We start from the raw sequence: 12,535 nt of genomic DNA on the forward strand, positions 1-12,535 counted from the left end.
ATCGCGAGCAAGCTCGCTCCCACATTGGATCGTCGTCGTTCACACATCCTGTGGGAGCGAGCTTGCTCGCGATGGGGTCATCACTTCATGCCGAGCCTTTTGGCCATCCGCCCAAGATTCGCCCGATCCAAGCCTAGCTCACGGGCCGCGCTTGCCCAGTTGTTGTTGTGCCGCTCCAGGCAGGCACCGATCAACTGGCGCTGATAGTTTTCGGTCGCCTCGCGCAAATCACCTGCTACCAACGCCACAGCGGCGATGGCGGGTTGCTCGGCAGCGGTTTCAACGCTGGCGCTGGGCAAGTCGAGGTCGGCTGCGCTCAAGCTGAGAATCTTTGGCCGCTCCTTGCAATTGCCCAGGGCTTTCAAGGCGCTGCGGCCGATCAAATGTTCAAGCTCGCGCACATTGCCGGGCCAGTCGTAGGCCAATAACGCGGCCTGGGCGTCGCTGTTCAGGCGCAGGCTGTTGAGGCCCATGCGCGAGCGGTTCTGCTCCAGGAAGTAACCGCTGAGCAGCAGCACATCGCGCCCGCGATCGCGCAGGGCCGGCACCTGCAGCGGATACACGCTGAGGCGATGGTAGAAGTCGGCGCGGTAACGGCCGCTGCGTACTTCTTCGGCGAGGTCGCGGTTGGTCGCCGCGATCAGGCGCACGTCGACCTGATGCTCCTGGTCCGAACCCAGTCGCTGCAGTTGACCGCTTTGCAGCACCCGCAGCAACTTGGCCTGCACGGTCAGCGACAACTCGCCGACTTCATCAAGGAACAGCGTGCCGCCATTGGCCAGTTCGAACTTGCCACGGCGGTCGTTCATAGCCCCGGTGAAGGCGCCGCGAACATGGCCGAACAACTCGCTTTCCACCAGGGTGTCGGGCAGCGCGGCACAGTTGAGGCTGATGATCGGTTTGTCGGCGCGGGGCGAGGCGGCATGGATGGCTTGGGCCACCAACTCCTTGCCGACCCCGGTTTCGCCGGTGATCAACACGGTCAGGTCGCTGCCGCCCACCAGGCTGATTTCTTCGACCAGGCGCTTGTGGGCCTTGCTCTGGCCAATCATCTCGCGATTCTGCTGGCCGCTGGCCTGGCGGTAGACCTCGGCGCGCTGATGCTCATCTTCGACCCGGTTGTTCAACCGCTCGATGCGCTCGGCGGCGTTGACCGTAGCGGCCGCGAGGCTGGCGAAGGCTTGCAGGGCATCCAGTTCGATCGGTTCGAAGCGCTCCGGGTCGAGGGCATCGAGGGTCAGCAGGCCCCATGGGCGCTCGTCGATGAACAACGGGCAACCCATGCAGTCGTGGACTTCCAGATGATCATCCAGGCCATCGACCAAGCCGTCATAGGGGTCAGGCAAGTCGCTGTCGGCAGCGAAACGGGTCGGGCCGGGGCCGCTGAGCAGCGCTTCGAAACGCGGGTGCTCGCTGACCTTGAAGCGCCGGCCGAGGGTGTCGGTACTCAAGCCGTCGACGGCCAGCGGCACCAGCCATTCACCATCAAGACGCAGCAGGGCGGCGGCGTCGCACGGGAGCAGGGCGCGCATGGCTTCCAACAGGCGGCGATAACGCTCACCCTCGGGCAGTTCGCGGGACAGGTCGGCGACCAGGGGCAGCAGAGCAGTGAGCAGGGGTTTTGCAGTCATAGTGACTCCGTGTAGTCGGTATGACTATAAACCAGGCAGTGTCTAAATGACTATTCAGTTATTAAGTTATTGATTTATAACGATTAAATAGTTGGCACGAAAGCTGATAAGCATAGGGTAGTCCGTTAGCAACCCAAGAAGACCAGGAGTCACCTTATGCTGAGCGCTCAAGACCGTGCCATCGTCAAATCCACCGTGCCGCTGCTTGAAAGCGGTGGTGAGGCGCTGATCACGCACTTCTACCGCATGATGCTCTCCGAATATCCGCAAGTCCGCCCGCTGTTCAACCAGGCCCACCAGGCCAGCGGTGATCAGCCGCGTGCCCTGGCCAACGGCGTATTGATGTATGCGCGCCATATCGACCAGCTCGACCAGTTGGGCGACCTGGTGGCCAAGATCATCAACAAGCACGTGGCCCTGCAGATCCTCCCGGAGCACTATCCGATTGTCGGCAGCTGCCTGCTACGGGCCATCGCCGAAGTATTGGGCGAAGAGATCGCCACTCCTGAAGTGATCGCGGCCTGGGGCGCGGCCTACGGTCAACTGGCGGACATCCTGATCGGTGCCGAAACCAGCATCTACGACCAGAAGGAACAGGCACCGGGCGGTTGGCGCGGGGCGCGGGAATTCATCGTGGCAGACAAGGTCGAGGAGAGCGCCGAGATCACTTCGTTCTACTTCGAACCCGCGGACAAAGGCCCGATCCTGCTGGCAGAACCCGGCCAGTACATCGGCATGAAACTGATCCTCGACGGTGAAGAGATCCGTCGTAACTACTCGCTGTCGGCACTGGCAAACAAAGGCCAGTACCGCATCAGCGTCAAACGCGAGGCCGGTGGCCGCGCTTCCAACTTCCTGCACGACCAGTTGCATGTCGGCGCCAGCATCCAGTTGTTCCCGCCATCGGGCGAGTTCGTCCTGACCGCCAGCGACAAGCCACTGGTACTGATCAGCGGTGGCGTGGGCATCACCCCGACCCTGGCGATGCTCGAAGCGGCGCTGGAAACCCAGCGGCCGGTGCATTTCATCCACTGCGCGCGCAACGGCAGCGTCCATGCCTTCCGCGACTGGATCGATGGCCTGGCTGAGCGTCACCCGCAACTCAAGCGCTTTTACTGCTATTCCGAGGACGACGGCGTGAGCCCGGCGGCGCACAAGATGGGGTTGTTGAGCCAGCAGCAGTTGCATCAATGGCTGCCGCAAGAGCGCGATCTGGATGCCTACTTCCTGGGGCCAAAAGGCTTCATGGTCGCGATCAAACGCCACCTCAAAGCATTGGGTGTGCCGGAGAAGCAAAGCCGTTATGAGTTCTTCGGGCCGGCGGCGGCGCTGGAGTAAGTGGTTGACGCGGTGGGTCAGCAGGCTCACCGCGTCGCCTTCATCGCGGGCAAGCCACGCTCCCACAGGGATTTGTGTCGATCCGGATTGATGTGAACGACACAACCCCCCCTGTGGGAGCGTGGCTTGCTCGCGAATGCCACACCTCGGTCCTGAACTGAAAAAAGTCAGAAAGTTAATCCCTTCTTAACCGCCTTATCGTCTATTCCCCCGAATCCCCCTCACATGCGCCAGACTCTCAAAGGTCCGGGCCAGCGTGTAGACTGACGGGCAATCGAAATATTGAAGGGAAACGCGATGAGCGATGAATCCATGCGGTTGGGGCGTGAACGGCGCTATCTGGTGTTTTTGGGCATCATTTGCCTGGCGCTGATCGGCGGCGCGCTGTACATGCAAATTGTTCTGGGCGAGGCCCCTTGCCCGTTGTGCATCCTGCAACGTTACGCGTTGCTGCTGATCGCGATCTTTGCCTTCATCGGCGCGGCCATGCGCGGCCGTCGCAGCATCACGGTGTTTGAAACCCTGGTGGTGATTTGTGCAGTGGCAGGTGCAGGCGTTGCCGGGCATCACGTCTATACGCAGTTCTATCCGGCGGTCAGCTGCGGCATCGATGTGCTGCAACCGATTGTCGATGACTTGCCGCTGGCGAAGATCTTCCCGCTGGGTTTCCAGGTCGATGGTTTCTGCTCCACGCCATACCCGCCGATCCTCGGTCTGTCGCTGGCGCAGTGGGCGCTGGTTGCCTTTGTGCTGATCGTGGTGCTGGTGCCGTTGCTGACTTCGCGTAACCGCAAAACGCTGCGTTGAGGTCAACTGCCGCCTCCTATTGTCGGACAAAAAAGCCCCGGTCCTCGAAGAGAGGGCCGGGGTTTTTTTGTCTTGCAGAGCACATTTCAGAGGCTGGGTAAAAAGACTGTGACGGGTGGCAATCAAGGGTGCGACACGTGTGCGACATGTTGTCACAGAGTGAGCGCCGCAGGGCGTTCGAGAAGGCCGGATTGGTGCATGGAAACGTAACGAAATTGGCTTGTTTTGCAGGCTTCCGGTTTTTTCCATTACGGGCACGAACAGGCAGTTTTAACAGGCTCTGGCGAATGGCCAGAGCCCCCGTCATATCGGGCCTTGGGCAAGGTCAAGGGCCGAGAAGAGGGACACGATACTGTCTGAACCGTGGGTGGAAGACCTACTTATTTTGGTGTTTTTGTTGAGAATTAATTTCGATAAGATGCGCCACTTTTGCGAAAACGGTTAATGATTGTTGCCGGTTCGGATAAAAATTATTTCGGGATGAGACATGGTTTATGGAACGTTACATATCTACAATCGCCCGCACTGAATTCCCGGCACTGCTCAAATCTTAACCAGGGGTGAGCAGAAACAGGGTGTCGAGAGGTCTGGTGGCTTCATGCGATTCCCAGGTGTCGGAGCCTCCAATTACCCGCACCAAATGGAATTGGTCTGTAACAAGGCCTTTGACCACGTATTCGAATAAGAACTCACCGCAGGCCCGGGATTTGTCGTACAGCGTCTGACGCACGACGGGCATGCCCTTATTCAATCCAAGAAAAATGCCAACCCTTGGCAGGGTGAAGTGTTGGCGATCAAAACCCAACTGCATTGCGCAAGCTGCTTTAGAGGTCGTGAGATGAGTAAAAACAGGTACCCCAGACTACTAGGCTTATTGCCGCTGATCGGCACGTTGTTGCTGTCAGGCTGCAACATGACCTTGCTCAATCCCAAGGGCCAGGTTGGTCTGGATGAGCGAAACCTGATCATCACCGCAACGCTGCTGATGCTGTTGGTCGTCGTTCCGGTCATCATCATGACCTTCCTGTTCGCCTGGAAATACCGCGCGTCCAACACCAACGCTACCTACACCCCGAAATGGAACCACTCCACCAAGATCGAGATCGCGGTGTGGGCTGTTCCAGTGCTGATCATCATTGCCCTGGGTTACGTCACCTACAAGTCGACCCACGCCCTTGACCCGTACAAGCCGCTGGAATCCGACGTCAAGCCTGTGACCATCGAAGTGGTCGCGCTGGACTGGAAGTGGCTGTTCATCTACCCGGAACAAGGCATCGCCACGGTCAACAAGATCGTGTTCCCGGCGCACACCCCGATCAACTTCAAGATCACTTCCGACGCCGTGATGAACTCGTTCTTCATCCCTGCGCTGGGCGGCCAGATCTACGCGATGGCGGGCATGCAGACCAAGCTGCACCTGATCGCCAACGAGAACGCCGAGATGGACGGTATCTCCGCCAACTACAGCGGCGCGGGTTTCACCGGTATGAAATTCAAAGCGATCGCAACTTCCCAGGAAGATTTCGACGCCTGGGTAAGTGAAGTCAAAAAGGCACCTAAGCAGCTTGAACAAGCTGAATACGCAGCCCTTGCCAAGCAAAGCCAGAACAACCCAGTCGAGCTCTACTCCTCGGTGACGCCGAACCTGTTCCAGACCATCGTCGACAAGTACGAAGGCATGAAACCGGGTCCGAAAGTGAAGCACGAGAAAGAAGAGAAAGAAGTGGCCGCTACGCAAGGAATGGACATGAACTCGCATTCAGCTGCCGGGGCAGAGGAGTAAACGATGTTTGGTAAATTAAGTTGGGAAGCAGTCCCGTTCCACGAGCCGATCGTAATGGTGACCATCGCCATGATCGCGCTCGGTGGTCTGGCGCTGTTCGCTGCAATCACCTACTTCAAGAAGTGGACCTACCTGTGGACCGAGTGGCTGACGTCGGTCGACCACAAGAAAATCGGCGTGATGTACATCATCGTCGCCATGGTCATGCTGCTGCGCGGCTTTGCCGACGCCATCATGATGCGTACCCAGCTGGCCATGGCCACCGAGGGTTCGCCTGGCTACCTGCCACCTGAACACTATGACCAGATCTTCACCGCCCACGGTGTGATCATGATCATCTTCATGGCGATGCCATTCTTCACCGGCCTGATGAACCTTGCAGTGCCGCTGCAGATCGGCGCGCGTGACGTTGCCTACCCGTTCCTGAACTCCCTGAGCTTCTGGCTGCTGGTTTCCGGCGTGGTGCTGATCAACCTATCCCTGGGCGTCGGCGAATTCGCCAAGACCGGCTGGGTTGCCTATCCGCCGCTGTCGGGCCTGCAATACAGCCCTGGCGTGGGGATGGATTACTACATCTGGGCGCTACAGCTATCCGGCCTGGGTACGACGCTGACGGGGGTCAACTTCCTGGCCACCGTGCTGAAAATGCGTACCCCTGGCATGAAGCTGATGGACATGCCGATCTTCACCTGGACCTGCACCTGGGCCAACGTCCTGATCGTGGCTTCGTTCCCGATCCTGACCGCTACCCTGGCGCTGTTGACGCTTGACCGTTACATGGATTTCCACATTTTCACCAATGAACTTGGTGGCAATCCGATGATGTACGTGAACCTGTTCTGGGCATGGGGTCACCCTGAGGTGTACATCCTGATCCTGCCAGCGTTCGGTATCTTCTCTGAAGTCATCTCGACCTTCACCGGCAAGAAACTGTTCGGCCACCACTCGATGGTCTACGCATCGGGCGCGATCTCGATCCTGGGCTTCATGGTTTGGCTGCACCACTTCTTCACCATGGGTTCGGGTGCCAGCGTCAACGCCTTCTTCGGTCTGGCGACGATGCTGATTTCCATCCCGACGGGTGTGAAGCTGTTCAACTGGCTGTTCACCATCTACCAGGGCCGTCTGCGTTTCACCAGCCAGGTTCTGTGGACCCTGGGCTTCATGGTGACCTTCGCCATCGGCGGCATGACCGGCGTACTGCTGGCCATCCCGGGTGCTGACTTCGTTCTGCACAACAGCCTGTTCGTGATCGCGCACTTCCATAACGTGATCATCGGCGGTGCGGTATTCGGTTACATCGCAGGTTTCGCGTTCTACTTCCCTAAAGCGTTCGGCTTCAAGCTGCACGAAGGCTGGGGCAAGGCAGCGTTCTGGTTCTGGATCTCGGGCTTCTTCGTCGCGTTCATGCCGCTCTACGCGCTGGGCTTCATGGGCATGACCCGTCGTCTGAACGCCACCACCAACCCTGAGTGGGTGCCGTACCTGTACGTCGCCATGTTCGGTGCGGTGATGATCGCCGTGGGTATCGCTTGCCAGCTGATCCAGCTGTACGTCAGCGTGCGTGACCGCAACAAGCCGGAAAACATGTGCGAACACGGCGACCCGTGGAATGCCCACACCCTGGAATGGTCGACCTCGTCGCCACCACCGTTCTACAACTTTGCCGTGCTGCCGAAAGCCGACTGCATCGACCCGTTCACCGAAGCCAAGGAAAACGGCACCGCGTACAAGGCTCCGGCCAAGTACCAGCCGATCCACATGCCTAACAACACCGCCACCGGTGTGGTCATGGGCGCGCTGTTGACCGTGTTCGGTTTCGCGATGATCTGGCACATCTGGTGGCTGGCAATCGCTAGCCTGGCCGGCACCGTGATCTACTTCGTGATCCACGCGGCCCGTGATGATCAAGGCTATATGGTGCCGGTCGACGTGATCGAGCGCATCGAAGCCGAGCAGCACAAGCGCCTGGTAGCGGCAGGGAAAATCCCGGCCACCGCCACCCGTGTTGAAACCTCGTTGGAACAGGCTTAAACCATGTCGAATTTAGTGACCAATGTTGGACACGCCCATGGTGACCATGGGCACGATGACCACCACGACTCGGGCGAGATGACCGTATACGGTTTCTGGCTCTACCTGATGACCGACTGCATTCTGTTTGCGTCGATCTTCGCGGTGTACGCGGTACTGGTTAACAACGTAGCGGGTGGTCCGTCGGGCCACGACATCTTCGAACTGCCATACGTGCTGGGCGAAACCGCTCTGCTGTTGTTCAGTTCGATCACCTACGGCTTCGCCATGCTGGCGTTCTACCGGGGCAACAAGAAGCAGGTCCTGGGCTGGTTGGCCATGACCTTCCTGTTCGGCCTGGGCTTCATCGGCATGGAGATCAACGAGTTCCACATCTTGATCTCCGAAGGCTACGGCCCTAGCCGTTCCGGCTTCCTGTCCGGGTTCTTCACCCTGGTCGGTACCCACGGTCTGCACGTGACCAGCGGTCTGATCTGGATGGCGATCATGATGTATCAGGTCAACAAGCATGGCCTGACCTCGACCAACAAGACCCGTCTGAGCTGCCTGAGCCTGTTCTGGCACTTCCTGGACGTCGTCTGGATCTGCGTATTCACCGTTGTTTATCTGATGGGGACTATGTAAATGGCTAACCCAGCTCATTCCCACCATGGCCACGACGACGCCGGTCACGGCAGCTACAAGTCGTACGTCATCGGCTTCATCCTGTCGGTGATCCTGACCGCCATTCCATTCGGTCTGGTGATGTACCCGACACTGCCGAAGTCGATCACCCTGTTGATCGTCCTGGCGTTCGCGATCGTCCAGGTGCTGGTGCACCTGGTGTACTTCCTGCACCTGGACCGTTCGGCCGCGCAGCGAAACAACGTGATTGCGTTTGTCTTCGCCGCGATCGTGATTGTCCTGCTGGTTGGCCTGTCGCTGTGGATCATGTTCAGCATCCACACGTTCATGATGGCGAAGTGAGGTAAGTCCGCATGTCCCTCAAGCACTTTATCCAAATCACCAAACCGGGGATCATTTTCGGTAACGTGCTTTCTGTGGCAGGCGGATTTTTCCTGGCCTCCAAAGGGCATGTCGATCTGGCCATCTTCCTGGCCGCCATGATCGGCACGTCCCTGGTGGTTGCCTCCGGTTGCGTGTTCAACAACTGCATCGACCGCGACATCGACCTGAAGATGGAACGCACCAAGAACCGGGTGCTGGTCCAGGGCTTGATCTCCCTGAAACTGGCCCTGATCTATGCGACCGTCCTGGGTGTCGCCGGTATTGCACTGTTGTACAAGGTGGCCAACCCGTTGGCCGCACTGTTCGCAGTCATCGGCTTCGTGATCTACGTCGGCTTCTACAGCCTGTACCTCAAGCGCAAGTCGGTTCACGGCACGCTGGTGGGCAGTCTGTCGGGCGCCATGCCGCCGGTGATTGGCTACGTCGCAGTCAGCAACACCTTCGACATGGCCGCGCTGACCCTGCTGGTGATGTTCAGCCTGTGGCAGATGCCGCATTCCTACGCCATCGCGATCTTCCGCTTCAACGATTACCTGGCCGCATCGATTCCGGTGCTGCCGGTGAAGCGCGGCATCCAGGTGGCCAAGAAGCACATCCTGCTCTACATCCTGGCGTTCCTCGTGGCGACCTTGATGCTGACCTTCAGCGGCTACGCCGGCATGAGCTACCTCGCCGTCGCCGCGGCCATGGGCATGTACTGGCTGTACATGGCCTGGACCGGCTACAAGGCAGTGGATGACACGGTCTGGGCACGCAAGCTGTTCGTGTTCTCGATCTTCACCATTACCGCGTTGAGCGTGATGATGTCCCTGGACTTCAAAGTGCCGGCGGAGTTGTTGCTGACGTACGCGCCTTAAGCGTCGGATGCTGTAAAGAAAAGCCCCGCCTTCGAGAGAAGAGCGGGGCTTTTTGTTGGGTGCTTTCTGCGGGACCGCGTTGCCGCCATCGCGAGCCTGCTTGCTATGGCCGCGACGCGGACTGACAGGCCTCTTACGATAGGGGGCCTGACCGGCAAAAATGCTTACGGATTTGCCTGAACTTTCCCACGGGTTTTTCAGGTTGAGGGTCGGAAGTCGCCTATCTAGCCTCGGGAGCCGTTATTACGAGGATCCCAGAGGATCTACGATGGAGCTACCAGAGGTAATCACCCCGCGTGTTAATACGGAAACAGCGTTGGGGCAGGCTTTGATTTCAATATTCAAATCTGTCGAAGCGGAACTGGAGCTAGAGAACGCAGGACCAGGGGCCGTCAAAATTATCGTTTTCGGTGGCTGCGCTGTTCACCTTTATACCCATCATCGCGTTTCCACCGACGTCGATGCCGAGATTTATGAGGCTCATGTTCCCGAAGGTTTACACCTGCAAACCATGCTCGCAGAGATACCCGAACAGTTTGTTGATGAGCGATCCGGTCGATTGATGGAGCTGAACTACGACCTGCAATACAACACCAGTTTTGGTCCGATACATGAGGACTATTGGGAGCGGAGCCTTCCTATTGAAGCGTTTCCGATAGAGTCCCCGCTGCACGTTCATATCGCAGCACCTGTCGACATTGCCATCTCCAAGCTGGGCAGAGCGACCGATCAGGACATTGGTGATATCAAGGCACTTCTCAGGGCTGGTTTCATCTTGACTACCGAGTTCCGTCGACTGGCATTGCAGGCGATTGATGTATATGTTGGCAACAAGGAGCCACCAATCTCCGTTCTCACTAATATTTTGCATGATTATCTGGAGAGCACAGATGACGAAGCCTCATAGCGGCCACGTCCTCTCATCCGCCTTGGACACGCTGGTAAAAAGACCTTTAAATCAAGCGGATGACGCTGCTCTCGTGAGCGCCGCCAAAGCTGTCTGGTACTCGGACTCAAATCTTGAAAGCGAGGTTACCGCTTTTTTGAATCGTCACACTGACGAAGTGGAGGTCCGGCGCGCTGGCTATCTGCTCGAGCGATTCACTCGATTTGCTTGCTTGTCCGATCTCCGGGTGTCGGAAACGCTCAATGTCCTCGAGCTTTTTGCACATTCGACTTCCGTGCAAGCCGTGATGCTACAAACCGTCACGCCATTGCGTCGACGCCGTGATGAACTCGCTGTCTCTTGGGGGTTGAGTGAGGGCCTCGGCCTAAAAGCCCAAGCCCTCATGCCTTTTCAGACCCGGCATTACGAAGCTGAGCAGCGCGCCATGTTTTCCTGAGCTCTGGTTGCAGCGAAGAGGCTGCATCGTTTGGCCCAAAAATTGAAACGGCCTACAGCGCAAAGCCCCTCCTTTCGAGAGAACGGTGGGGCTTTTTCATTCATGCGCGGTTGTTACAGGGGGTATCGAGCACCTTCACCACGTTATCGCTGATATCGGGTACGACGCTGAACCCTTGTGGGAGCGAGCTTGCTCGCGATGGCGGCGTGTCAGGCAACATCAATTTTGAATATGACGGCCTCATCGCGAGCAAGCTCGCTCCCACAAGATCGGTGGTCGTCGGTTACTTGCTTTGCTTATCAAGCAACCGGAAAAACCGCTCGCGCACTTGCAAGCTATCGCTGTGCGCCACATTGAAGCGCAGGAACTGGCTGGCATCCGGCCCTTTGCTCAGCAAGGTGCCCGGCGCCAATACCATATTGTTCTCCAGCCCTTGGCGAGCCAGGTTTTCGGCATGCAGGCCGTCCGGCAACCGCGCCCATATAAACACCCCTTCTCCGGGAAGCGAGGAAAGCGAACATCCGGCCTCCGCTAACCAACTGGCCACACGACTGTTCGATTCATAGAGCCGATCCACCGTGCGCCGCGCATGCTTGGCATAGCTGCCGTCGCTGAGCATGGTGCAGGTGATCTGCTCCGCCAGTTCTGAGGTCACGCCACCGCAGGCCATTTTCAACGCGACCATCCGCGCCGCCAATTGTGGCGAGAGCACGGTGTAGCTGACCCGGCTGTTGGCGGTCAGGGTCTTGGAGAAGCCGGAGACATAACTCACATTGTCCAGCCCGCTGGCGGCCAGGCGCGGGGTGCGGCGATGCTGGATGTCGCAGTACAGGTCGTCTTCGACGATGTGGAAGCCATGGCGGTGGCTCAGTTCCAGCAAGCGGTAAACCTGGGCCGGGGTGAACGAGTGGCCGGTGGGGTTATGCAGCGTGCTGTTGGTCATGTACAGCACGGGTTTGTGGGCGATCAGCAGTTGCTCGAAGGCGTCGAGGTCCATGCCGTCGCAATCCCGTGCGATGGTGATGACCTTGGCCCCGTGCAGCGCCAGATTGGCGTGCATGTTGAAGTAGCAGGGGTCGTCGAGCAGTACGGTGTCGCCGGGTTTGACCAGCAGGCGCATCAGCAGGTCGATGGCCTGCATGGTGTTGGCGGTGGTGATGATCTGGTCCACCGGCGCTTCGATGCCGAAGGTCGCCAGCTTCACCCGCAGGGCCTGGCGCAACGGCAAGTAACCGCCGGCCACGCCGTACTCGCCCATGCGCAACGACGTTGCTCGCAGGGTACTGCGCACGGCTTTCTGTAATTCTTCGGCGGGTAGCCACGAGGTCGGCAGAAAACCGCAGCCGGGGCGCAGCGCGCCGTTGTCCAGCAGCAAGGCGCGACGAATCACGCTGAGGGTGTCCTGGGGTTGCAGGTCCGGGCCGGTGCCGCTTTTCAGCGCCGCTTCGGAGCGATGCACGTAATGCCCGGAGCCCTGCCGCGACACCACCAGCCCCTTGGCCCGCATGCGGTCCAGTGCATCGACCACCGTGGACTTGCCTACGTTCATCAAGTCGGAGAGTTCGCGAATCGGCGGCAGCTTGGCGCCGTGGGGCAGGCCCCCGGTGCTGATGGCATGCGTCAGCTGATCGACGATCTGCTGCACCAGCGGCGCACCGGGCTGGAATTCAATGGCGGCAATGACTGCACGTTGAACCTGCATTTTACTGGTCTCTCCGGCAGTAAAGTTCGTTG

Annotated in this window: 12 protein-coding genes; 9 read left to right on the forward strand and 3 right to left on the reverse strand. The window is 58.7% G+C overall.

Going from position 1 to position 12,535, the window contains the following annotated elements; all coding sequences use genetic code 11:
• Nucleotides 1-80 precede the first annotated feature (80 nt).
• On the reverse strand, nt 81-1,631 hold the full coding sequence (norR, locus tag PSJE_RS14210) for a nitric oxide reductase transcriptional regulator NorR (protein ID WP_090453159.1): 1,551 nt from the start codon (nt 1,629-1,631) through the stop codon (nt 81-83).
• Between the two features lie 156 nt (nt 1,632-1,787).
• On the opposite strand from norR, the gene hmpA reads away from it, so the two are divergent.
• Both hmpA and PSJE_RS14220 read left to right on the forward strand, forming a co-directional pair.
• The gene (gene hmpA, locus PSJE_RS14215) at nt 1,788-2,969 is read left to right on the forward strand and encodes an NO-inducible flavohemoprotein (protein WP_057716362.1); all 1,182 of its coding nucleotides are present in this window, start codon (nt 1,788-1,790) and stop codon (nt 2,967-2,969) included.
• 297 nt (nt 2,970-3,266) lie between these two features.
• Complete coding sequence (locus PSJE_RS14220) at nt 3,267-3,776, forward strand: disulfide bond formation protein B (RefSeq protein WP_057716361.1); 510 nt, start codon at nt 3,267-3,269, stop codon at nt 3,774-3,776.
• A 550-nt stretch (nt 3,777-4,326) separates the two neighbouring features.
• Here PSJE_RS14220 and PSJE_RS14225 read toward each other — a convergent pair.
• On the reverse strand, nt 4,327-4,587 hold the full coding sequence (locus PSJE_RS14225; RefSeq protein ID WP_057716360.1) for a hypothetical protein: 261 nt from the start codon (nt 4,585-4,587) through the stop codon (nt 4,327-4,329).
• A gap of 27 nt (nt 4,588-4,614) precedes the next feature.
• Here PSJE_RS14225 and cyoA point away from each other — a divergent pair, with 27 nt between their 5' ends.
• The 7 genes from cyoA (at nt 4,615) to PSJE_RS14260 (ending at nt 10,801) form a co-directional block, all read left to right on the forward strand.
• Nucleotides 4,615-5,559, forward strand: a complete 945-nt coding sequence (gene cyoA, locus PSJE_RS14230) for a ubiquinol oxidase subunit II (protein ID WP_057716359.1) — start codon at nt 4,615-4,617, stop codon at nt 5,557-5,559.
• Nucleotides 5,560-5,562: 3 nt separating this feature from the next.
• On the forward strand, nt 5,563-7,593 hold the full coding sequence (gene cyoB / locus PSJE_RS14235) for a cytochrome o ubiquinol oxidase subunit I (RefSeq protein WP_015093557.1): 2,031 nt from the start codon (nt 5,563-5,565) through the stop codon (nt 7,591-7,593).
• A gap of 3 nt (nt 7,594-7,596) precedes the next feature.
• On the forward strand, nt 7,597-8,217 hold the full coding sequence (locus PSJE_RS14240; protein WP_030128695.1) for a cytochrome o ubiquinol oxidase subunit III: 621 nt from the start codon (nt 7,597-7,599) through the stop codon (nt 8,215-8,217).
• Nucleotides 8,218-8,559 carry a cytochrome o ubiquinol oxidase subunit IV gene (cyoD, locus tag PSJE_RS14245; protein WP_090453161.1) on the forward strand — a complete coding sequence of 114 codons (342 nt, stop codon included), beginning with the start codon at nt 8,218-8,220 and terminating at the stop codon, nt 8,557-8,559.
• A gap of 11 nt (nt 8,560-8,570) precedes the next feature.
• Entirely contained in the window at nt 8,571-9,458 is an 888-nt protein-coding gene (gene cyoE, locus PSJE_RS14250; protein ID WP_090453163.1) for a heme o synthase, read from the forward strand.
• A 268-nt stretch (nt 9,459-9,726) separates the two neighbouring features.
• Complete coding sequence (locus PSJE_RS14255; RefSeq protein ID WP_191622247.1) at nt 9,727-10,365, forward strand: DUF6036 family nucleotidyltransferase; 639 nt, start codon at nt 9,727-9,729, stop codon at nt 10,363-10,365.
• On the forward strand, nt 10,349-10,801 hold the full coding sequence (locus tag PSJE_RS14260; protein WP_090453165.1) for a hypothetical protein: 453 nt from the start codon (nt 10,349-10,351) through the stop codon (nt 10,799-10,801). The genes PSJE_RS14255 and PSJE_RS14260 overlap by 17 nt, the downstream gene beginning before the upstream one ends.
• Before the next feature lie 283 nt (nt 10,802-11,084).
• On the opposite strand, the gene PSJE_RS14265 is transcribed toward PSJE_RS14260, so the two are convergent.
• The gene (locus PSJE_RS14265; protein WP_090453166.1) at nt 11,085-12,503 is read right to left on the reverse strand and encodes an aminotransferase-like domain-containing protein; all 1,419 of its coding nucleotides are present in this window, start codon (nt 12,501-12,503) and stop codon (nt 11,085-11,087) included.
• Between the last annotated feature and the right edge of the window lie 32 nt (nt 12,504-12,535).

This window comes from Pseudomonas jessenii, assembly GCF_002236115.1.
Lineage (GTDB): Bacteria > Pseudomonadota > Gammaproteobacteria > Pseudomonadales > Pseudomonadaceae > Aquipseudomonas > Aquipseudomonas jessenii.